This window comes from Deltaproteobacteria bacterium (assembly GCA_016875225.1).
Lineage (GTDB): Bacteria > Myxococcota_A > UBA9160 > SZUA-336 > SZUA-336 > VGRW01.
This window is the reverse complement of record VGRW01000063.1, coordinates 1-20439: the sequence shown is the minus strand read 5'-3', so window position 1 is coordinate 20439 and position 20439 is coordinate 1. Positions and strand designations below refer to the sequence as shown.

Below are 20439 nucleotides of genomic sequence, written 5' to 3'. Positions count from 1 at the left end.
GTTGATCGTCTCGAGGTAGGGCTTGACCGTGTACTTCAGGTACTCGGTGACCTCGACCTGCGAGCGGTCGGAGTTCAGCGGCAGCCAGATGATCGGGTGGCCCGACATGCTGCGCTTGTCGATCACGGGCGGCTCGAGGTCTCGCGGCAGGCCGATCCGCGCGCGCGCGACCTTGTCGCGCACGTCCTGCGCGGCCTGATCGATGTCGCGCTCGAGCTCGAACTCCGCCGAGATCATCGTGATGCCGTGGAACGTGGTCGACTTCAGCGAGCGCAGGCCGCCGATCGTGTTCAGGTGCTCTTCGAGCACCTCCGTCACGTCCTCCTCCATCGTCTCGGGGCTCGCGCCCTCGAGCTGGGCGATCACCGTGACGACGGGGAACTCCATGTTCGGCATCTGGTCGACGCCGAGCTCGTAGTAGCCGAGCACGCCGAAGACGACCATCGAGAGCGTCATCATCAGCGTGAGCACGGGCCGCTTGATGGAGATGTCGGTGAGACTCACTGCTTCACCTCGGCGGGTGGAGCGGACTCCTGTCGTGACGACGCGACCGCGGGCGATCCGTCGGGATTTCGCGCGCTGATCGCGGCGCCGTCGGGCAGGGCCGCGTGTCCGCGAATCACGACGCTGTCTCCGGGCGAGAGTCCCGAGACGACCTCGACCTCGCCGCTCTTGATGCGGCCGATCTGCAGCACTCGGCGCTCGACGCGCGTCGCACCGTCGACCGCCCGGAATGCGACCGGTCCGTCGGCGCGCTGCAGGATGGCCTCTTCGGGAATCAGCACCACGTCCTCGCGCCGCGCGATGCCGAGCTCCGCGCGCGCGAAGAGTCCCGGCCGCAGCCGATGGTCCGGATTCGGAAGCAGCGCCTTCACCCGGATCGTGCGGGTGCGCTCGTCGACGATCGGCGAGATCATCGAGACCGTCGCGCGGAAGACCTCGCCCGGGTAGGGCGCGACGCCGACTTCGAGCGGCAGGCCCAGGGTCAGCCGGCTCGCGTCGGATTCCGGGAGCGTGAACTCGACCTCGACCGGATCGAGCGAGACCAACTCGAAGAGCTTCTGGCCAGGCTGCACGAACTCGCCGCGCGAGACGAAGCGGCGGCCGATCACGCCCGCGAAGCGCGTCGTCACGCGCGAGTCGGCGGTCGAGCGTTCCGCTGCGCCCAGATCCGCTCGCGCCGCCTGCAGGCGCGAGCGCGATCCCTCGAGATTGGTCCGCGCCTGGTCCTGCTGCGCGCGCGAGGCGATGTCGCGGGTCGCGAGCTCCTGCACGCGCTTGTTCTGGCGCTCCGCCTCCGCGAGCGCCGAGGCGGCCTCGGCCTCGCGGGCGCGCGCACGGTCGAGGTCGATCTTGCGCCGATCCGGGTCGATCTCGATCACCACCGTGTTCTCGGCGACCGTCGCGCCCTCGTCGACGAGGATCTGGGTGATCTCGCCACCCACCTGTGCCGCCACGTCGGCGCGCTGCTTGGCCAGAAGCTGGCCGGTCGCGGCCACGAGCTCCTCCACGTCGCGCACCTGTACCGGAACCAGCACGACGGGTTTCTGCGGCGACTCCTCGACGACCTTCTCTTCACCGCAGGCCGAAAGCACCCCCAGCAGCAACAGACCCAGTCCGAACGTCCCGACGCAGCGCTTCATGATGCTCCGCACTCCTTGGCAAACAGGCCGCGCTCGATCACGTCGAGCGCCAATTCGACCAGGCTCTCCGACCAGGCGTATTCCGGGCGGCTGATCCGAAGCGAAACCATCCCGTGTAGGACCGCCCAGGTGAGCTGGAACGCGGCTTCCAGGTCGGGCGTGCGCAGCGCGCCGCGCTCGGCCACCTCCGAGAGCGCGTCGAAGACCAGCGCGCGCGCGGCCTCGGCGGACGGCAAGAGATCGTCGGACTCCTGTCTCGGAGCAGTGACCAGCGCGTAGTGGTTCGGGTTTTGGATTCCGAACTCGACGAACGCGCGCGCCAGCTCGCGCAGGTAGCGCTCCGGCCGCGGGTCGCGCGGCACGCGCTCGAGACGCGCCAGCAGATCCGCGAAGCGCTCCTCGAGAAGCGCGTCGATCAGGCCGGTCTTGTCGCGGAAGTGGTGGTAGATCGTCGGCGCCTTGAAGCCGCAGCGCTCGGAGACGCGCCGGATCGAGATCTGCGCGAAGCCGCCCTCCAGGAGCAGCGCCTGGGTGGCCTCGAGAATCGCGCGGCGCGAGCCCTCGCTTCGCCGCGGCTCCTCGCGCTCTGGGGGGTGGATCGTCACCGGCATCCTCTGTAACGGCGTTATAGCAAGCCCCCACCGGCAACTGCGAGGGGCGCCGGCGTGGTACGAAGGGCCCCATGGCGAGAAAAAGGGTCGTCGTGATCGAGGGCGAGGACGCCGCGCCCGAGGCCATGCGGCCCAGCGTTGCCCTGCTCGATGGCTTCGGGCTCCCGATCGACTGGCTCCGCCCCGAGCCCGGTCGCGAGCGCGATGCGATCGACGACTCCGATGCGACCTACTTCGGGGCGACCAGCGGCGCGAGCGCCCGGGCCCTGTTCTACCTGCGCTGGGGAAAGCAGGCCTACGCGAACCTGCGGCCGGTGCGACACCTGCCGGGCGCGCGGAGCCCGCTGGCCCGGCCGGAGGGAATCGACCTCGCGATCGTGCGCGAGAACCTCGAGGACCTGTACGTCGGCGTGGAGGGGAGCCTCGAGCAGCTCGGGCCGCTCGCGCTGCAGAGCCGCACGAGCGGCCGTCCGATCGCGGAGCTCGCGCCGGGGCGCTTCGCGCTGAAGGTGATCAGCGAGCAGGGCTGCGAGCGGATCGCGCGCTTCGCGTTCGCGCTCGCGCGCAAGCGCCGCGCGCTCGGGCGCCCGGGTCGCGTCACCTGCGGCACCAAGCACAACATGCTCGCGCAGACGGACGGCCTGTTTCGCGCCGTGGCCGAGCGCGTCGCCGCGGAGCATCCGGACGTCTGTTTCGAGGTGCGAATCGTCGACGACCTCGCGCACCGGCTGGTCGCGCAGGCGCATGAGCTCGACGTCGTGCTGCTCCCGAATCTGTACGGCGACATCCTGTCGGATGCGGCGGCCGCGCTGATCGGCGGCCTTGGACTCGCGCCGAGCGGCTGCTACGGCGAGAGCTACGCGTACTTCGAGCCCGCGCACGGCACGGCGCCGGACATCGCCGGGAAGAACGCGATCAATCCGACGGCGACGCTGCTCTCCGGGGCGCTTCTGCTCGAACATCTCGGCTTCGTGGACGAGGCGCGCGCGCTCGAGCGCGCCATCGCTGCGACCTACGCCGACGGGCGTGCGCTACCGCCAGACCAGGGCGGACGCGCGAGCACCACGGAGTTCTGCGCGGCCGTCGCGAGCCGGCTCTTTCGCTAGCGGCCCTTGTTCAGTCGCCCGATGTCGATGTAGCGCCGGATCTTTCCCTTGCTGTTGAACGGCGAGCCCTCGCTGTTCCAGAACTCGATCCGATTTCCCGTGCCGGTCTGCACGTTCACGATGATGTCCGAGATGATCCGGTTGTCCTTCGGGTCGGGAACGCCCTCCCAGCCCGGGTACCAGACGCCGTCCGCCGCCTTCGGGTCCTTGTTCTTCACGCCGTCCCAGTCGCTCGAGTAGCGGTGGTTGTGCCAGATGATCTTCCACAGCTCCTTCTTGCGGTCGTACGCGAAGCTGTAGAGCGGCTCGTAGGTCTCCTTGTCGACGTAGATGTCCTTGTGGTGGTACGGGTGGTCCTCGTTTCGCGGATCGAAGCGGATGATCCAGGCGTTGCGGACCTCCCAGCGATCGCTCGCGAACGAGAAGCCGTAGGGGCCGAAGTTGTACGAATCGGCGTAGGGGTAGGCGAGCGACTTGGTGTTCATCGGCGCGATCACGGTCTGCTCGCCGACGCACTTCCACTCGTACTGGGGCGGGATTCCCGCGAAGCTGCGCAGGTCGTCCATCGTGAAGTCGGTGCCCTGCACCGAGTCCGTGCGCTGCGCCGACGAGATGCGCCGCACGCGCCGCAGGTCCGGCACGTACACCCAGGTGTCGTCGTTCTTCGCCTGCTTCAGCGGCCCGTCCGCGGTCCGGTAGCGGTAGGTGAGAAGCATGATGCCGCGCGCGTCGAACGGCGCGTCGACCTCGATTCCGAACACCGAGTTGCGTTTCTCGTTCGGGAACACGTCGCCTGCGTTCGCGGTCTGGTACTCGGGCTCGACCCGGTTCACCAGCGTGATGACCTTGGCGGTGCCCTCGTAGTACAGCGGCAGCTGCTCGCCGCGATCCCAGTACGTGTAGGACCAGGTCGAGCGCGCGCCGTCGCCGTTCCAGGCCTTCACGAAGTTCCAGATGATCTTCACGCCGGCGTTCGGATCGCCCTTGCAGTCGATCCTCGCGGCCTCGAACGGCTGGCCGGCGCCGTAGTTCACGAGCCCGCCGTCCTCGCCGATCGTGGCCTGGCCCTTGTACTTCTCGCTCATCGCGATGTAGGCGTCGGCCGCCCCGTACTTGCGAAGCGTCGGGCCGATCTCGAGCTGCATGCCTTCGTAGAAGAAGAATTCGCGGTTGGTCCAGAATTCCGACGGCAGGAATTCCTTCAGCTTCTCGACCTGTTCGAACGAAATCGTGTCGCCCTCCTTGAAGGGCGTTGTGGGCAGGACGTCGACGGCCTGCTTCTCCTGCGCGAGCGCGCTCTGGGGCAGGGCGAGGAGTGACGCAAGGACCAGAGCTCGTACACGCATCGAGAGCCTCCAGGAATTCGCGTCCCGATCGCGGGGCACGATGTCGCATCGTATCGCGGGTTGCCGGCTCTCGGATAGAGCAATTTCTCGGACTTACTTCGCGTCGATCCAGTCGATCTCGACCAGGAACAGGTCCGGCGGGGCGCGATAGACGAGCTCCGCCGCGCCGTGGACGAGGTCGACGCGGTAGAGCTCGCGCGGAAGATCGAGATCGGTCGGCTCGTCGTGGTCGCGGACCAGCGCCAGCGCTGCATCGGGGCCGACCGAGCGCGCGTCGACGAGCCGCCGGCGACCGCCGGGGGACCAGACCTTCTCGCAGCCCGCGCCCGATGGATCGCAGCGCACGAGCCCGCGTCGCTGTCGGGCGTAGATGCCGCGCGCGTTCCAGAACAGCGGCAGCGTTCCGCCGGCCGCGAGCGGCTGGCCCGGGTCGCCGTCGTGAAGCGGCGCGAGTGCTCCGCGCAGATCGCTCGGCACACGAAACAGGCGCGGCCAGGCGATCGCCTGGCCCCCGACCGAGAGGGACGTCTCCGAGTCGTCCGCGTCCGGATCGGCCAGCGTCTGCAGCACGACCAGCGCCGCGCCGTCGGGGCTCCAGCGCGGCCGATCGAGCGGTTGGCTTCGACCCGCGACGGGCGTCGCGCGCGCGGGGTCGAGCGCGAGCACGAGCAGATCGCTCTCGCCCTGCTCGTCGACTTCGAGCCCGACCGCGATCCGCCCGCCGCGAGCGTCGGGCTCGGCGTCGAAGTAGCGCGCGGGCTCGGCGATCGGAATCGCGACGCCGCTCTCTGCGTCGACGCGGAGCAGCTCGCTGCGCGGCAGACCGTACGGCTCTTCGGGGTCGACCTCGCGGCTCACCAGAAGCTCGCGCGTCGAGAGCCAACGCGCGGCGCGCGGCCGCTCGACGCGGAGCTCGCGCGCGCCGCGCGCGTCGTGGACGACCAGCGCGCGCGGGGTCTCGGAGTCAGCCGGCTCGAAGATCAGCACGAGCCTTCCGGGTCCGCGAAAGCCCGAGTCGAAGCGCGCGCGCGGCGCGTCGGGCGAACAGGCGAGCGCGAGCGCCGCGAGCAGCGCGGCGAGCGAATTGCGGGTCCGATCGCGGATGTTCGCTCTCCTTCGCCGGCTGGCGCAGTATAGCGGCGTGTCGGGCGCGGGAATCGGCCGGAGTCTGCTGCGGACGCTGCTCTTCCTCGCGCTCGTGGCGGGGATCTACGGCCGTGCGCTGCCGGGTCCGTTCGTCTTCGACGACCAGACCGCGATCGTCGAGAACGAGAGCCTGCACGGCCTGTGGCCGCTCTCGCGCGTGTTTGCGCAGCCGCCCGACCTCACGACCTCCGGCCGGCCGGTCGTCGCGCTCTCGTTCGCGCTCGACTACGCGGCCGCCGGCGCGGACCCGCGCGTTTTCCGCGCCACGAACTTCGCGATCCACGCGCTCTGCGCGCTTCTGCTCGCGGGGATCGTCCGGCGCACGCTCGTCGGGCCGCGGCTCGCGGATCGCTTCGCCGCGAGTGCGGAGCCGATCGCGCTCGCGGCCGCCTTGCTCTTCCTGGTCCACCCGCTCGCAAGCGAGGTCGTCTGCTACGTGAGCGCGCGCACGGAGTCGCTGGTCGCGCTCTTCTACCTGGCGACGCTGTACGGCTCGATCCGCGCGAGCGCGTCCGAGCGCCCGTGGATCTGGGTGGCGTTCGCGATCGCGTGCTCGGTGCTCGGCATGGCGAGCAAAGAGGTGATGGTGAGCGCGCCGCTGGTCGTCGCGCTCCACGACGTGGTCTTCCTGGGTCCGGCCGACGCGCGCCGGCGCCGCGTGCGGATCGCGCTCTGGAGCGGGCTCGCGGCGAGCTGGGCCGTGCTCGGCTTCCTGATCGCGACGCAGCCGCGCACGGAGTCGGCGGGCTTCGCGCTCTGGGTCACGCCGCTGGTCTATCTGGCGAATCAGTGCAGCGTGCTGCCTTCGTACCTGCGGCTGCTGTTCTGGCCGACCGGCCTGCGGATCGACTACGGCCTGCCGCAGCCGCTCGCGCTCGGCGACGTTCGGGCCGGCGCGGCGCTGCTCGTCGGGCTGTTCGCGCTCTCGCTCTACGCGCTCCGGCGTTGGCCGGCCGCGGGGTTCGTCGGGGTGGCGTGCTTCGCGATCCTGGCACCATCGTCGAGCATCGTCCCGATCGTCTCCGAGGTCGGCGCGGAGCGGCGCATGTACCTGCCGCTGGCCGCGATGAGCGCGCTGGCGGTGCCGCTCGTCTGGCTCGGTCTGGCCCGCGTCGGTCGCGCGTGGCTCGGGTGGATTGTCGTCAGTGCCGCGGCCCTCGCGCTCGCGCTCGTGAGCGCGGACCGCGCGGGCGATCACGCGGACGAGATCCGGCTCTGGCGCGCGGACGTGGCCGCCGCTCCCGGAAACGCGCGCGCGCGCTACAACCTGTCCGGCGCGCTGCGGCGCGCGGGGCGCGAGAGCGAGGCGCGCGAGGAGCGCGCGGCGGCGGTGCGCGGCGAGATCGACTTCTACTCGCGCATCCTCCCATTCCAGCCCGACCGCGCGCGCGCGCTCGGCGATCTCGCGGCGATCCACGTCGTGGCCGGAGAGCTCGCGCGCGCGGAGCAGCTCTACGGCGAGCTGCTCGAGATCGACCCATCCGACGCGAGCGCGCTTCGCATGCGCGCGCGGCTTCGCGCGCACCTCGGGCTTTCGGGAGACGCTGGCGCGGCTCCGTGAACCGGCTACGGCGCGGTGTCGCCCGCGGCCGGCGGGAACTGCGCCAGCAGCTCGTCGACCAGCGGCCCGATCTTCGTCTCGGTGCTGCGCCACTTGAACGGCGACAGGCTCGGCCGCGCCAGGTAGCTCGCGCTTCCGATCGTTTCGCCGCGATAGCGCACGCGAAGCTCCGCGTAGCCGAGCACCGGGCGGATGTCCCAGCGGCGGCGCGCGGCGTACCAGAGCGTGTAGTCGCAAACTCCCGCCTCGGTCGCATCGACCACGCGCGCCTCGATCCCGTGCCGCGCGACGCCGGCCTCGACCACGGGCAGGAAGTCCTCGACCACGACGTCCGGATTGCGCTCGATGCAGAGCTGCTCGATCGGGAAGGCACGCGCGGGAACCGGGCTCACCTCGACCGTCGTGCACGCGAGGTGCGCAGTCGCGAGCGCGAAGACGAGCGCTCCAGCGCTTCGCGAGCGGCTGGACCGAGCCGAACCCGCGTGCGAGTCTCGACGCATGTCGCAGTCATCGTCGCACGTCGCGGTCGTCACGGGAACCAGCAGCGGAATCGGCTTCGCGACGGCGCTGCACCTGGCGCGGAACGGCTACCGCGTGTTCGCGGGAATGCGGAACCTGGAGAAGGCCGCGCCCCTCGTCGAAGCGGCGCGAAGCGAGGGGCTCGCGCTCGAGGTGATCGAGCTCGACGTCACTTCGGGGCCGTCGGTCGAGCGCGCGTTCGCGCGCGCCGCGGGAAGCGCCGGCGTCGACGTGCTGGTGAACAACGCCGGCATCGGCGGTGCCGCGCCGCTCGAGCTCGTGCCGGAAGCCGAGCACCGCCAGATCTTCGAGACGAACTACTTCGGGGCGATCCGCTGCATCCAGGCGGTGCTGCCGGGAATGCGCGAGCGCCGCCGCGGCACGATCGCGAACGTCACCTCGACGGTCGGCCGGATCGCGACCGCGAACCAGATTCCCTACTCGGCCTCGAAGTTCGCGCTCGAGTGCGCGGGCGAGGCGCTCGCCATCGAGGTCCGCCGCTTCGGCGTGCGCGTCGTGAACATCGAGCCCGGCGTGATCCTGACCAACATCTTCGAGAACTCCGCCGCCACCACGCGCTACGACAAGACCTCGCCCTACCAGCCGATCATGCGCCGCAACGGCAAGATCTACGCCACCGGCTTCCGCGCCGGCGTGCAGCCGCAAGCCGTCGCCGAGAAGATCCTCGAAGCCATCACCACCCCCGACTACCGCCTGCGCTGGCCCGTCGGCGCCGACGCCATCGGCTTCGAGACCGGCCGCCCCAGGATCTCCGACGAGCAGTGGGTCGCCATGGGCGACGATCTCGGCGACGAAGACTACAACCGCCGCTTTTTCGAGTATTTCGGCATACGGCTCTGAATTGCATTTGCGTCCGGCACGGGGATAGAGTCCCGTGAGGGGTCGCTGAGACGGCTGCTCCATTCTGTTGTTGGGAGAACGATCCGATGCGCTCGCGCTGGCTTCCGCTGCTGCTCGTAGTCGTCCTGGTCTCGCTCTCGCAGGGCTCGTCCGCCGCCACGTTCGACGTGGGCTCGGGCGGTGCTCCGGACTGCACGTTCTGGTGCGTCGACCGCTACCAGCAGGTCTACGCGTCCTCGATCTTCTCCGGCCCGGTCTCGATCGACTCGATCAGCTTCTTCGCCGCGCCCCTCAATGGCGGGCCGAACTGGAACGGGATCAGCACCTGGCAGATGACCATCTCGACCAGCACGAATCCCGTCGGCGCGCTCGACCCCGCGTTCATCAACAACGTCGGCGGCGACGTGGCGGTCTTCGACACGCGAACCTTCACCGGAACGCAGAGCGTGAACGACCTGATCACCTTCGATGGCGCCGGGTCCTTCTTCTACGACCCCGGAACGGCGATCTGCTGATCGACATCATCCGCATCGCCGGGCCCGCCCAGGGCGTCGGCCTCGACCGCGGCACCGATCCGACGCTGATGGACCGGGCCTACGCGTTCTCCAGCACGACGACGGCGGACGGCTGGAACCAGGGGTTTGGCAACCGCACCCGCTTCACGACCGTCCCCGAGCCGTCGAGGGCGCTGCTGCTCGCGCTCGGACTCGCCGGGCTGGGGCTCGGCGCGCGAAGGGTGTCGGCGCGCCGCTAGTCCAAGGCCCGCTCGCCGGGGTATCTTCGCAAGCGTGACTCGTGCGCTCGTCGGGTGGCTCGTCTTACTGGCGATCAGTCTCGCCGCGGACTCCGCGCTGGCGGACGCACAGCGCAAGCTCGAGTCGGGTCGCAAGGCGCTGGAAGCGGGCGACTCGCGGGAAGCGGCCGAGGACTTCGCGGAAGGGCTCGACGACGCGCGCGAGGAGAAGTCGAGTCAGCTGGTGCTGCAGCTCTGTCTCGAGCTCGGCGAGCTCTACGCGACCTACCCGGATCTCGGCCACGAGCAGGACGCCGAGCCGCTGCTCGTCGAGGCGCGAAAGCTCGCCGAGTCGGGGCTCGCCGCTGGGCACAACGCGCGGCTCGAAGCGCTGCGCCGGCTGGGCAGCTACTACGCGGTCGAGGGTCGCAACAGCGACGCGATTCCCGTGCTGGAGCAGTGGCTGAACGAGGCCGCGGGCGCGATTCCGCCCGCCCAGCTCTACAAGTCCTACGAGGCGACGATGCTGCGCGAGGCCTATGAGAGGGTCGGGAACTCCGAGGGCACTGCACGGCTGCGCAAGCTCGCCGAGGACCCGTCGGCCCAGCGCGAGGCGGTCGCGAAGGTGGCGGAGCTCCCGCGCGACCAGCTCTACCTCGAGCCGAACGCGATCGACGCTTCGGGCGCGCCGATCTATCTGCACTTCGACCCGGGCGTGACCCCGCTGCGTGTCTCGGTGGCGCTGCCCGAGACGCCCGCCGCCGACGGCGACGCCGAGCAGACGCGCGAGGTCGCGATTCGCGGCATCCGCGAGTGGGAGACCGCGATCCAGCGCCTGCGCCCCGACTTCCGGATAGACATCGAGCGCGACGTCGCGAGCGCGCCGATCCGGGTCGCCTGGAGCGACCGCCCGCCGGGCTACTCGGGCGGCACCGGGACCGTGCGCGCGGAGACCAGCGACGGGAAGCTCGTCACGCGCGGCGAGGTGATCCTGTCGGCGAAGCCGCTGCCCGGCCGCGGTGAGAAGCTCTCCCTCGGCGAGGTGTACGCGAACGCGGTCCACGCCTTCGGCCGCGCGCTCGGCCTCGGCTACTGCCAGGACTGCGACTCGATGCGCAGCATGGGCTGGAAGCTTCGCGAGGGCCCGGTGCGCCCGACCGACCTCGACCTGCGCACGCTCGAGGCGCTTCTCGCGCTGCCGAACGGCGAGCGCGCGGGCGAGCCGAGGTCGACGGACGGCGTGCTCGCGGACCTGGCGTTCGTCAACACCGGCGACGACCGGCACATCTACGTGGACATCGCGAAGGCCGGCGCGGCGCCGTTCGTCGTGCAGCTCGACACGGGTGCGTCGGAGACGGTGATGACGCCCGTCTACGCGCGCGCGCTCGGCGTGGCCGCGCGCGCGGTGAAGAGCGACCCTCACCGGCGCGAGAGCGTGACCGGCAAGGACGTGCTTTTCTGGGTCACCGATCAGTTCTCAGGGCCCAGCGACACGCGCTGGAGCTACGCGCTGCTCGGCGGCTCGTATCTCGAGAGCTATGTGCTCGAGGTCGACGTGTCGGGCCGGCGCGTGCGCCTGCTCGATCCGGCGGTGCACGCCGTGGGCGGCGAGAAGCCACGCGCGGGAGAGCACGTCGTCGATCTCGAGCTTGCGCACTCGTGGCCGCTCGTCGAGGTGAGGCTCGGCAGCGGCACGACTACCGCGCTGATCGACACGGGATCGATGGGCAGCGTGAACCTCACGCAGGAGGCCGCCGCGCGGCTCGGCATCGCGCTGGACCCGAACGCACCGCGCCGCAAGTGGCAGAACGTGCTGGGCACGGCGGTCGCAGCGGTGCAGCGCGTGCCCAGCGTGGGCATCGGCGCGCTCACGGTGGAGGACGTCGAGCTCGACATCGCCCTGCGCGACAGCGGCGTGCGCATCGAGCGCATGATCCTGCAGAACGAGACGCTGCTGGGGCTGGAGCTGCTGCGCCGCTTCGTGGTGCGCATCGACTATCCGCGCAAGAAGCTCGGCCTCACGGCGCTCGCGACCGACGTCCCACCCTGAGGATCGCGTGCCAGAGTCGGCGCTCGATCGCCGCGCCGATCTCCATCCCCTCGGTCGGCGCCGCGAACGGTCCCGCAGGGTGCTGCGGTTCTGTGGTAGCGGGGACAGGATTCGAACCTGTGACCTTCGGGTTATGAGCCCGACGAGCTACCGGACTGCTCCACCCCGCACCGAGTGGGGCGGAGGATTGCGCGGAGTGGGGGTGCTGTCAATTCGCGAGGAGGATTCGAGCAGTGCCTCAAGGAGTTGGGCCAGGGGCTTGCGGCATCGGCGATGCGCAGCTCGACACGTCTTCGCGTGCCGGGGCCACTTTCCCGCAGGGCTCATCTCCCGAGCGCCTCGAGGAGGGATGGATATGACGCGTCGGAACCGGGTCGCGGCGGCGATCCTCGCGCTTGCGGCCGCGGCGCCGCAGCTCGCGGCCGCGGACTACTGGCGCTACGAGACGGAGACCGGCGCGGTCGCCTTCACCGACGACCCGAAGGGGATTCCGGCGAAGTACCAGGCGAGCGCGCGGGCCGTGCAGGAGGAGAGCCTGTTCGACTACGGCCGGCTCTCGGTGGTCGATTCGGACGCGAACCGCGCCCCGACACGCGAGCGTGTCGGGCGCGACGAGGCCGCGGTGCCGGTGTTCGCCTGGCCGGTCTCGCAGGCGCCCTCGGCCGTCCCGCGCTCGGAAGGCGCGACCTCGCGCGTGCGCGTGAACGTGAACGGGATGCAGGTCGACGTGGAGGGTGCCGAGGACGACGACGAGCCGCTCTACGTGGACCGCGGCCAGTACTTCGACATGAACGACGAGTACTTCGATCGGCGCGGGATCACCTCGCCCACCACGATCATCCGCCGCGGCGACAAGCCGATCGCGTACATCGACGAGCGCTGAGGCGAGCGGCTAGCGCTGGGGACTGGCGGGAACCGGCTCGGCGCCCGCGGGCCGGGCGACCGCCTCGAAGACGGCCAGGTCCGCCGAGACCTCCCAGCGGCGCTCGAGCTCCAGGAAGCGCCAGGTCTGCTTCTGGCGCAGCTTGCGCTCGGTCAGCGCAGGCGGGTTGTAGAACTCCCAGGAGACGAGCACGTCGACCTCGCGCCCGCCGACCCCCTTCGGGACGGCGCTCAGCACCTCGACCGATGTGAAGCGGAACGGGCCGGGGTCGCCGTCGAAGAGCGCGAAGAACGGCTCGCGCTGGTCGGGCGCCATCTGCGCGGCGGCTTGCTGCAGGCGCCCCCAGCGCAGGTCCTGGTTGTAGGCCTCCGCCGTCTCGTCCACGCTCGGGAAGCCGTGCTCGCCAAACGAATCCGCGATCAGCGCGGGAATCGCGCAGGCCGCAAGCAGCGGCGCGAGGAGCGAGAGGCCGATCGCAAGAACCCGTCGCAGCATCGAGCATTCCCCCCGGGCAGACCTATCGGCTGCAAAGTGGCATTTTCCGAAGCGCAGGGCAGGGGAGGCAGGGGAGAGAGGCGTGGCACCGGGGCGGGAGCTTCTGCTGGGGATCGACATCGGCGGCACCAAGACCCAGATCGCGCTGGGCCGTGCCGACGGCGAGCTGCTGCGCGAGGCGCACCTCGAGGGCTGGACTTCGGGCGATTTCGAACTCGACTTGGAGACGATCGCCGCGCGGGCGCTCCGGCTGCTCGACGAGGCGGGCGCGTCGGCGGACGAGATCGACGCGGTCGGCGTCTCTGCACCCGGACCCCTCGACCCGGTCGCGGGCGTGATCCGGCGCGCGCCGAACCTTCCGGGCTGGGTGGAGGTGCCGATCCGAGCGCGGCTCGAGCAGCGGCTGGGCCGGCCCGTCCGGCTCGAGAACGACGCGAACGCGGCCGCGCTCGCCGAGTGGCGCTTCGGCTCGGGGCGGGGCTCGCGCGCCTTCGTCTACCTGACCATGAGCACCGGCGTCGGCGGCGGGCTCGTGCTCGACGGCCGGCTGTACCGCGGAGCGCGCTACGGCGCCGGCGAGATCGGGCACATCCCCGTCGTGCCGGGCGGGCTCCGCTGCGTCTGCGGCCTGCGCGGCTGCCTGGAGGCGTATACGGGCGGCGCGGCTCTGGCCCGGCGGATTCGCGAGGACCTCGAGGCGGGCGCCGCGAGCTCGATCCGAGGGCGCGTCGCGGGCGATCCGTCTCGGGTCAGCGCGCGCGTCTGGGTCGAGGCCGTTCGAGCCGGCGACGCCTACGCGGTGCGCCTCTACGAGGAGTGGCTCGACCGGCTCGCGCAGGGCCTCGCGATCGTGGTGCTCGCGCTCGATCCCGACCGGATCGCGCTCGGCACGATCGTCGCGCACAACACCGATCTGTTTCTGGTGCCGCTTCGCGAGCGGCTCTTCGCGCGCATCTGGCCGCACCTTCGCGACACGGGCGTCGTGGCGATCGAGCTCGGCGAGCGGCTGCCGGCCTACGCGGGGCTGTGTACGGCGCTGCTCGAGCCGCTCGATTCCCGGTCCGAAAGGCCGAAATAGCCCTCGCGCCAGACCTCGACGAATTCTCGAAGTCGGCCCGCCGAAACGGCCTCGCGCAGATCCCGCACGAGCTTCATGTAGTACGCGATGTTGTGCAGCGACAGCAGCCGCGCGCCGAGCGAGTCGCCGCTCTGCAGCAGATGCCGCAGATACGCGCGCGAGTGGCGCCGGCAGACCGGGCAGGCGCAAGCTGGATCGAGCGGCAGGCGCTCGTCGCGAGCGCTCGCGTTGCGCAGGTTGAGCCGGCCGCGCGACGTGAACACCGAGCCGTGTCGGCCGTTCCGGGTCGGCACGACGCAGTCGAACAGGTCGACGCCCGCCTGCACCCCCGAGACCAGGTCCTCGGGCAGGCCCAGGCCCATCAGGTAGCGCGGCGCTTCGGCGGGAAGCTCGGCGACCGCAGCGACGACCAGCCGCTCGCGCTCCTCGGCCGACTCACCCACGCCCAGACCGCCGATCGCGAAGGCGTCGAAGCCGAGCGCGCGCGTGCGCGCGGCGCTCTCGGCGCGCAGCTCGCAGTCTCCGCCGCCCTGGACGATGCCGAAGAGCCGCTGGTCGGCGCGCCGGTGCGCGGTCCGGCAGCGCGCGGCCCAGCGCTCGCTGCGCTCGAGGCAGGCGCGCGTTCGCGCGCGCGCATCGTCGCTCTCCGGGACGATCGCCTCGAACTCGTCGAGCACGACGATGAAGTCCGCGCCGAGCGCCTCCTGGATCTCGATCGCCCGCTCCGGCGACAGGAACACGGTGCGCCCGTCGACGGGGCTCTTGAACTCGACGCCCGCCTCGCCGCGCTTGCAGTGCGCGCCGAGCGAGAAGACCTGGAATCCGCCGGAGTCTGTAAGGATCGGCCCCGACCAGCCCATGAATCCGTGCAGCCCGCCGTGCGCGCGCACCAGCTCCTCGCCCGGTCGCAGGCTCAGGTGGTACGTGTTCGCGAGCAGCCCCTGCACGCCGACGCGCGATAGCTCGTCCGGGCTCAGACCGCGAACCGCGCCGTAGGTGCCGACGGGCAGGAACGCGGGCGTTTCGAGCACGCCGTGGCTCGTCACGAAGCGACCCGCGCGCGCGGCCCCATCGCGCGCTTCGAGCGCGAAGCTCGGTCTGTGCCCCGCGGCTAGCGGATCCAAAGCGCATCTCCGTAGGAGAAGAAGCGGAACTCCGCCGCGATCGCGTGCGCGTAGGCGCGCCGGGTCGCCTCGACCCCGGCGAACGCCATGACCAGCGCGAGCAGGCTCGAGCCCGGCAGGTGGAAGTTGGTGATCAGGGAGTCGACCGCGCGGAACTCGTGTCCGGGCAGGACCAGGAGCGTGGTGTCGCCGGCGCCCGCGGCGCCGCCCGTGGTCTCGAGCGCGCGCACCACCGTCGTTCCGACGGCGATCACGCGCCCGCCTTCCGCGCGGGTCTCGGCGATCGCGCTCGCGGTGGCCTGCGGCACGCAGAAGCGCTCCGCCTCGAGGCGGTGCTCCGCGAGCCGTTCGCAGCGGATCGGGCGGAAGGTTCCCGGGCCCACGTGAAGCGTGACCGTCGCGATCCGAAGCAGGGCCGCGAGCTCGCGCGTGAAGTGCAGCGACGCGGTCGGCGCGGCGACCGCGCCCGGCTCGCGCGCGAAGATCGTCTGGTAGTCGGCGAGATCCCTCGCGTCGGGCGCCTCGCGCGCGATGTACGGAGGCAGCGGCGCCTCGCCGAGCGACTCGAGCACGCTGTCCTCGGAGCGGCCGTCCGCGCTCTCGAATGCGAGCCGGCAGGCGCCGCCGGGAAGCACCTCCACGACCTCCGCGGAGAGCGCGCCGAAGACGAGCGCGAGCCCCGGAACGAGTCTTCCTCGCGCGCGCACGAGCGCGGTCCAGGTCCCGTCGGGGCGGCGCTCGAGGAGCAGCGCCTCGGCCCTTCCGCCGCTCGCCTTGCGCCCGCGAAGCTTCGCAGGGCGCACGCGCGTGTCGTTCACGACCACCAAGTCGCGGGGATCGACGTGCGCGGCGAGGTCGGCGAAGCGCAGCTCCGCGAGCGCGCCGTCCCCTCGGTCGAGCACCAGCAGTCGCGCGGCGTCGCGCGGCTCGATCGGCGCCTGCGCGATCCGCTCGGGCGGAAGCTCGTACTGCAGATCGGCCGGACCGATCACGGCCGACCCAGCGTCGCAAGCGTCTCCGGCTTCTCCGCGAGCGCGTCGTACGAGAACAGCGCGATCCCGGCCGGCGCAACCTCGCGCGCGAGCGCGAGCTGGTCTCTGATTCGCGCGGGCTCCGACGCGAAGAGCCAGCTGCCCAGACCGAGCCAGACGCGCTCTCCGCCGACGCCGCCGCGCAGCGCGTGCGCCTGGTAGCGGAGCAGTCGGTCGTCGCGCGTGTACGCCATCGCGACCGCGAAATCGAGCAGGCCCTCGTCGAGCCAGCCGCGCCAGTCCTGGAACGACGTCAGGTACGCGCGGTCCGCGTACGCCATGGCGGCGGCCGAGAGCTGCCACGTCTGCGGAATGCGACCGCGCAGCGCGGCGACCAGCTCGCGCACGCGCTCGCGGCGGAATCCGTCCCACGCGTCTCCGCGCGAGAAGCCGCCGTTCGCCTGAGCGAAGCGCGCGCGCGCCACCTCGCCGTAGCCGAAGTCGAGGCCCAGCGAGAAGCGGGATCCGGGGGTCATCGGCAGCGCGAACGGGTAGCGGATGTAGTCCAGGTGCAGGCCGTCCAGCTCGGGCGCCGCGCGGACCAGGTCGTCGACGGTGGCCTCGAGGTGCGCGATCACGCCGGGCACGGCGGGATCGAGCCAGAGCCCCGGCGTCTCGAGCTCGAGAAAAGCTCTCTCCGGCTTGGGCACGTTTCCGTCGGGATAGTCGAGCAGGCTCCGACCGCGGCTGTCGACCAGGACCGCCTCGCGTCCGACCGCGCGCAGGATCGGCGCGCTTCGGTTCGACGCGAGCGCAAGGCAGTTGAACCAGGCGTGCACGCGCAGGCCCCGCGAGTGCGCGCGCGCGATCAGATCGGAGAGCGGCTCGGGTGCGGTCGGATCGCGCGCCTGGAGCGCGCGAAACGGCGCGTCGTCCGCGTGCGTCGACGCAAACCAGCTCCGGCCCGCGCGATGCACCTGCACGAAGAGATCGCTCGCTCCGAGCGCGACCGCGCGCTCGATCAGGCTCGCGATCTTCTCCGGCGACTCGAGCGCTCGCTCGCTGCCCTCGGCGAGCACCCAGAGCCCGAGCCCGGGCTTCGGCGGGGCGGGTGGAACTGGCGCGACCGCCTCTCGCGAGCACGCACAGACGAGCAGCGCCGCGAGCGAGATTCGGAAGAGGGCGCGCATGGCTGGCGGCGAGCGTAGCAGAGGCCGGGAAACGCGCCGTTCTCGCTCGACGCCGACGTGCCGGTTAGATTCGTGGCCCCGCATGACCGCCCGGCCGATCCACGCTGCGATGCTCTGGCGCGTCTGCGCGCTCGCGACGCTACTCGCGTTCGCGCCCGCCGCCGCGGCCGACGAGACCGAGTCGCAGATCGCGGCGACCCTTCGGGAGGCCAACGCGCTGCGCGAGGCGGGGAGCTACGCGAAGGCCGCAAAGCGGCTGCGCCGGCTGGAGAAGACCGAGCTCGGGGCGGGCGTCGGACTGCTTCGCGCGCGCCTGCACCTGGCCGATGGAAACGCCGCCAAGGCCGCAGAGGTCGCCGAGGCCTCGCTCCTGCTCGATCCGCCCGCGGAGCTGCGCGCGCATCTCTACGCCGAGCTCGCTCGCGCGCGGCTCGAGCAGAGTGACCTGGAGGGCGCCCGGCGCGCCAAGGAGAGCGCCTGGAACGCGACCGGCAGCGCCGACTACGCGGCGGAGCTCGCGGTCGAGATCGCCCGCGCGTACGAGCAGGGCGCGCGGTCCGCCGAAGCCTTCGAGCTCTACGAGCGCGCCTGGCGCAGCTGGCCGCTCGCGCCTGCATCGGTCGAGGCTTGGACTCGCGCGCGGGCGCTCGGTCCGACGCTCGGAGCTCCCGAGCCGGACGTCGGGGCGCTCGTCGCTCGCGCCGACCGACTTCGAGCGGCGTTCCGCTGCGAGCAGGCACTGCCGCTGTACGAGACGGTGCTCGCGCGCGCGGATGCGACGGCGGCCGCGAAGCAGCGCGTCGAGGGATCGCGCGCCGACTGCCTCTTCGCCGGACGCCGCTACCCCGAGGCGCTCGAGGCCTATCGCCAGATCGCCGCGCGCGAGCCCGCCAATCGCGACGCGAAGATCCTGATCGGCCGATCGCTGCTGCGCTCAGGCCAGCAGAGCGCGGCCGTCGCCGCGTTCGAACGGCTCACGCGCTCGAAGGACGCGCTCACGCGCACGCGCGCGCGCGCGCTGCTCGCGATCGCGGTCGAGGACACCGAGCCCGCGCGCGCGTTCGAGCTGCGGCGCGAGGTCGAGCGCCAATCCGAAGACCGGGCGCTCGCGGCCGAGGCGCGCTGGTCGCTGGCGTGGGCGGATTTGCGGGCAGGGCGCGACGAGCAGGCTCTGCCGCGGCTCGACGCGCTCGCCGACGGTCCGAGCAGCGACATCGAGGTCCAGCGCGCGCGCTACTGGCGCGGCGTGGTGCGCGCGCGCTCGGCGGCCCCGCTCAGCGCCGAGACGGGTGGCGTGCAGCTCCGCGCGCTCGCCGAGGACGTGCCGCTCTCGTACTACGGTCTGCTCGCAGCGCAGCGCGTCGGGTCGAGCGCGCCCGAGCGCGGCATCCTCGGACCGAGGCTCGCGCCCGCGGAGTCCGCGCCGCTGCGCCGTGCCCGACTGCTGGTCGACGGCGGCTTTCCCGAGGTCGCCCAGGACGAGCTGGTCAGCTTCTCCGACGCAGCCCGCCTGGGACGCGAGCAGCGCATCGACCTCGCGCGGCTCTTCTACCGCACCGGCGATCCGCACCGCGCCCAGCAGCTGATCCAGAGCGGATTCGGCGCGGCGCTCGAGCGCGGCATCGACCCGATCTGGCGCGACGCATGGGAGCTCGCCTGGCCGCAGGCGTTCCGCGAGTGGGTCGCAAGCGCCGAGCAGGAGTTCCGCTTCGACCCGGCGCTGGTGTACGCGATCATGCGGGAGGAGAGCGAGTACCGCCCCGAGGTGAGCTCTCCCGCGGGCGCCCTCGGGCTGATGCAGATCATCCCGCCGACGGCGAACCGGATCGCGGCAGAGCTCGCGCTCGCAGGCTTCGAGCCGGCCCAGCTCTTCGATCCCGCGCTGAACATCCGCTTCGGAACCTTCTACCTGCGCTCGCTGGTCGCGCGTTTCGATGGCTCGCGGCCGTTGGCGATCGCGTCGTACAACGCGGGGCCGGAGGCGGTCTCGCGCTGGCTCCGCCTGGACGGTGCGCAGCCGGACGACGTGTTCGTGGACTCGGTGCCTTACGGGGAGACGCGCCGCTACGTGAGGCGCGTGCTGCGCTCCTACCACCTCTACCGGCTGCTCTATCCGGAACCGCCCGCTCAAAGCCCCGCGTCGTCCGACCGATAGCGGGGCATGACCAAGGCGATCCTGGCGCTGCTCGTCCTGTGCATCGCGCTCGGCGGTGCGGGCTATTGGAACTACTCGCGAAACGCCTCGCTGGAAGCGGATCTTCACCTGCCGAGGCCCTACGCGTCGGTTGCGACGCGCGACGTGGGAGAGCTCCTCGCGGCCTACCAGGGCGAGCTCGATCGCCTCAAGGGCAGCGTCGGCAAGGCTCCCGGCGGTGCGGACGTGATCGACCGGTTCGACGCCAGCGACGTCGGCGGCAAGGCGGAGGGCTTCGCGAGCTTCCAGCGCGAGAATCAGCGCTGGCGGAACGGCCGCAGCCGGATCTTCGAGCTCGAGAAGACGATCGCCGATCTGCGCCTCGAAAAATCGATCCGCGACCGGGGGCTCGACGACGCTCGCAAGCGGCTCTGGCTGCGCCTCACGACCTTCTGAGGACCGCGCTAGTCGTCGTCGTCATCGGCGGCAGGCTCCTCGTCCGGCTCCTCGATGTCGGGAGTCTCGATCCCGCCGTCCTCGATCTCGATGTCCTCGAACCCGGTGACGTCGGCGTCGATCGGCGTGTCGAGATCCTCGCCCTCGTCGATCGGCGGCGGCGGCTTGATCGCCTTCTTCGGTGCGGCCGGCGCCGCGGCCTTCTTGGCTCTGGATCGCTTGGGTTTCTCGAATGCGGGCGACTGGCGCTGATCCGCATTGCACTTCGGGCAGTGCGGATCGGGCTTGTTCATGTCGTAGAACTTGGCCGAGCACGAGTAGCAGGTCCATTTCTGGCCGAGCTTGGCCTTGCGAGCGGCGGCATCCATGCGTTCAAGCGCTCCTTTCGCGCGGGGTATACCACGGGTCTGCGAGAGGGCAAGCCGTGGTTGGGTCTGGCGAGTTTCTGGGATCCGTCTGATTTAACAGAATGCTACTTATCGGAAGCTGGTGCCGGGGCTGCGGGCGCGAGCGATTCGAGCTTGGACTGCTC

General features: G+C 71.2%; 21 protein-coding genes and 1 tRNA gene. 10 read left to right on the top strand and 12 right to left on the bottom strand.

The genetic code is table 11. The features are described 5' to 3' along the window. From FJ108_13845 to FJ108_13835, 3 genes are all read right to left on the bottom strand, one after another. Positions 1-504: efflux RND transporter permease subunit (locus tag FJ108_13845; protein ID MBM4336970.1), on the bottom strand; the 504-nt coding region annotated here is incomplete at its 3' end. Beyond that, on the bottom strand, positions 501-1643 hold the full coding sequence (locus FJ108_13840) for an efflux RND transporter periplasmic adaptor subunit (protein MBM4336969.1): 1143 nt from the start codon (positions 1641-1643) through the stop codon (positions 501-503). The genes FJ108_13845 and FJ108_13840, both read right to left, overlap by 4 nt. Further along, on the bottom strand, positions 1640-2254 hold the full coding sequence (locus FJ108_13835; GenBank protein MBM4336968.1) for a TetR/AcrR family transcriptional regulator: 615 nt from the start codon (positions 2252-2254) through the stop codon (positions 1640-1642). The genes FJ108_13840 and FJ108_13835 overlap by 4 nt, the downstream gene beginning before the upstream one ends. A gap of 71 nt (positions 2255-2325) precedes the next feature. Here FJ108_13835 and FJ108_13830 point away from each other — a divergent pair, with 71 nt between their 5' ends. Next, positions 2326-3360, top strand: coding sequence for an isocitrate/isopropylmalate dehydrogenase family protein (locus FJ108_13830; protein ID MBM4336967.1), 1035 nt, complete (start codon positions 2326-2328; stop codon positions 3358-3360). On the opposite strand, the gene FJ108_13825 is transcribed toward FJ108_13830, so the two are convergent. After that, entirely contained in the window at positions 3357-4706 is a 1350-nt protein-coding gene (locus tag FJ108_13825; protein MBM4336966.1) for a DUF1329 domain-containing protein, read from the bottom strand. The two genes, FJ108_13830 and FJ108_13825, sit on opposite strands and share 4 nt — an antisense overlap. Before the next feature lie 93 nt (positions 4707-4799). Further along, a complete protein-coding gene (locus tag FJ108_13820) occupies positions 4800-5693 on the bottom strand; it encodes a hypothetical protein (GenBank protein ID MBM4336965.1) in 894 nt (297 codons plus the stop codon). Between the two features lie 115 nt (positions 5694-5808). On the opposite strand from FJ108_13820, the gene FJ108_13815 reads away from it, so the two are divergent. Then, positions 5809-7413 carry a tetratricopeptide repeat protein gene (locus FJ108_13815; GenBank protein MBM4336964.1) on the top strand — a complete coding sequence of 535 codons (1605 nt, stop codon included), beginning with the start codon at positions 5809-5811 and terminating at the stop codon, positions 7411-7413. Between the two features lie 5 nt (positions 7414-7418). Here FJ108_13815 and FJ108_13810 read toward each other — a convergent pair whose 3' ends face one another. Beyond that, on the bottom strand, positions 7419-7805 hold the full coding sequence (locus tag FJ108_13810; protein ID MBM4336963.1) for a hypothetical protein: 387 nt from the start codon (positions 7803-7805) through the stop codon (positions 7419-7421). Between FJ108_13810 and FJ108_13805 the strand changes: the two genes are divergently transcribed. The 4 genes from FJ108_13805 (at position 7759) to FJ108_13790 (ending at position 11576) form a co-directional block, all read left to right on the top strand. Beyond that, positions 7759-8793, top strand: a complete 1035-nt coding sequence (locus tag FJ108_13805) for an SDR family oxidoreductase (GenBank protein ID MBM4336962.1) — start codon at positions 7759-7761, stop codon at positions 8791-8793. The two genes, FJ108_13810 and FJ108_13805, sit on opposite strands and share 47 nt — an antisense overlap. Positions 8794-8879: 86 nt before the next feature. Continuing rightward, complete coding sequence (locus tag FJ108_13800) at positions 8880-9308, top strand: hypothetical protein (protein ID MBM4336961.1); 429 nt, start codon at positions 8880-8882, stop codon at positions 9306-9308. Positions 9309-9376: 68 nt separating this feature from the next. Further along, a complete protein-coding gene (locus FJ108_13795; GenBank protein ID MBM4336960.1) occupies positions 9377-9547 on the top strand; it encodes a PEP-CTERM sorting domain-containing protein in 171 nt (56 codons plus the stop codon). A gap of 34 nt (positions 9548-9581) precedes the next feature. Beyond that, entirely contained in the window at positions 9582-11576 is a 1995-nt protein-coding gene (locus FJ108_13790; GenBank protein MBM4336959.1) for a hypothetical protein, read from the top strand. 93 nt (positions 11577-11669) lie between these two features. Here the strand turns inward: FJ108_13790 and FJ108_13785 are convergent. Then, positions 11670-11746, bottom strand: a tRNA-Met gene (locus FJ108_13785). Positions 11747-11931: 185 nt separating this feature from the next. On the opposite strand from FJ108_13785, the gene FJ108_13780 reads away from it, so the two are divergent. Continuing rightward, on the top strand, positions 11932-12459 hold the full coding sequence (locus FJ108_13780; GenBank protein MBM4336958.1) for a hypothetical protein: 528 nt from the start codon (positions 11932-11934) through the stop codon (positions 12457-12459). Positions 12460-12468: 9 nt separating this feature from the next. Here the strand turns inward: FJ108_13780 and FJ108_13775 are convergent, their stop codons facing one another. Continuing rightward, entirely contained in the window at positions 12469-12954 is a 486-nt protein-coding gene (locus FJ108_13775; protein ID MBM4336957.1) for a hypothetical protein, read from the bottom strand. On the opposite strand from FJ108_13775, the gene FJ108_13770 reads away from it, so the two are divergent. Continuing rightward, entirely contained in the window at positions 12878-14032 is a 1155-nt protein-coding gene (locus FJ108_13770) for an ROK family protein (GenBank protein ID MBM4336956.1), read from the top strand. The two genes, FJ108_13775 and FJ108_13770, sit on opposite strands and share 77 nt — an antisense overlap. Here FJ108_13770 and tgt read toward each other — a convergent pair. From tgt to FJ108_13755, 3 genes are read right to left on the bottom strand one after another with little or no spacing between them, the layout of a single operon-like run. Beyond that, positions 13969-15156: a tRNA guanosine(34) transglycosylase Tgt gene (tgt, locus tag FJ108_13765; protein MBM4336955.1), complete on the bottom strand. Its 1188-nt coding sequence runs from the start codon at positions 15154-15156 to the stop codon at positions 13969-13971. The genes FJ108_13770 and tgt overlap by 64 nt on opposite strands. Continuing rightward, on the bottom strand, positions 15144-16145 hold the full coding sequence (queA, locus tag FJ108_13760; GenBank protein MBM4336954.1) for a tRNA preQ1(34) S-adenosylmethionine ribosyltransferase-isomerase QueA: 1002 nt from the start codon (positions 16143-16145) through the stop codon (positions 15144-15146). The genes tgt and queA overlap by 13 nt, the downstream gene beginning before the upstream one ends. After that, the gene (locus tag FJ108_13755) at positions 16145-17401 is read right to left on the bottom strand and encodes a hypothetical protein (protein MBM4336953.1); all 1257 of its coding nucleotides are present in this window, start codon (positions 17399-17401) and stop codon (positions 16145-16147) included. The genes queA and FJ108_13755 overlap by 1 nt, the downstream gene beginning before the upstream one ends. Between FJ108_13755 and FJ108_13750 the strand changes: the two genes are divergently transcribed. Both FJ108_13750 and FJ108_13745 read left to right on the top strand, forming a co-directional pair. Further along, complete coding sequence (locus FJ108_13750) at positions 17316-19472, top strand: lytic transglycosylase domain-containing protein (protein ID MBM4336952.1); 2157 nt, start codon at positions 17316-17318, stop codon at positions 19470-19472. The genes FJ108_13755 and FJ108_13750 overlap by 86 nt on opposite strands. Positions 19473-19478: 6 nt before the next feature. Further along, entirely contained in the window at positions 19479-19907 is a 429-nt protein-coding gene (locus tag FJ108_13745) for a hypothetical protein (GenBank protein MBM4336951.1), read from the top strand. 8 nt (positions 19908-19915) lie between these two features. Here the strand turns inward: FJ108_13745 and FJ108_13740 are convergent, their stop codons facing one another. Further along, complete coding sequence (locus tag FJ108_13740) at positions 19916-20275, bottom strand: TIGR02300 family protein (protein MBM4336950.1); 360 nt, start codon at positions 20273-20275, stop codon at positions 19916-19918. Positions 20276-20439: the final 164 nt, after the last annotated feature.

Coding starts and splice junctions, on each gene's coding strand:
- FJ108_13840 (MBM4336969.1), bottom strand. CDS start 1,643: ATGAAGCGCTGCGTCGGGACGTTCGGACTGGGTCTGTTGCTGCTGGGG.
- FJ108_13835 (MBM4336968.1), bottom strand. CDS start 2,254: ATGCCGGTGACGATCCACCCCCCAGAGCGCGAGGAGCCGCGGCGAAGC.
- FJ108_13830 (MBM4336967.1), top strand. CDS start 2,326: ATGGCGAGAAAAAGGGTCGTCGTGATCGAGGGCGAGGACGCCGCGCCC.
- FJ108_13825 (MBM4336966.1), bottom strand. CDS start 4,706: ATGCGTGTACGAGCTCTGGTCCTTGCGTCACTCCTCGCCCTGCCCCAG.
- FJ108_13815 (MBM4336964.1), top strand. CDS start 5,809: ATGTTCGCTCTCCTTCGCCGGCTGGCGCAGTATAGCGGCGTGTCGGGC.
- FJ108_13805 (MBM4336962.1), top strand. CDS start 7,759: ATGCAGAGCTGCTCGATCGGGAAGGCACGCGCGGGAACCGGGCTCACC.
- FJ108_13800 (MBM4336961.1), top strand. CDS start 8,880: ATGCGCTCGCGCTGGCTTCCGCTGCTGCTCGTAGTCGTCCTGGTCTCG.
- FJ108_13795 (MBM4336960.1), top strand. CDS start 9,377: ATGGACCGGGCCTACGCGTTCTCCAGCACGACGACGGCGGACGGCTGG.
- FJ108_13780 (MBM4336958.1), top strand. CDS start 11,932: ATGACGCGTCGGAACCGGGTCGCGGCGGCGATCCTCGCGCTTGCGGCC.
- FJ108_13775 (MBM4336957.1), bottom strand. CDS start 12,954: ATGCTGCGACGGGTTCTTGCGATCGGCCTCTCGCTCCTCGCGCCGCTG.
- FJ108_13750 (MBM4336952.1), top strand. CDS start 17,316: ATGGCTGGCGGCGAGCGTAGCAGAGGCCGGGAAACGCGCCGTTCTCGC.
- FJ108_13755 (MBM4336953.1), bottom strand. CDS start 17,401: ATGCGGGGCCACGAATCTAACCGGCACGTCGGCGTCGAGCGAGAACGG.
- FJ108_13745 (MBM4336951.1), top strand. CDS start 19,479: ATGACCAAGGCGATCCTGGCGCTGCTCGTCCTGTGCATCGCGCTCGGC.
- FJ108_13740 (MBM4336950.1), bottom strand. CDS start 20,275: ATGGATGCCGCCGCTCGCAAGGCCAAGCTCGGCCAGAAATGGACCTGC.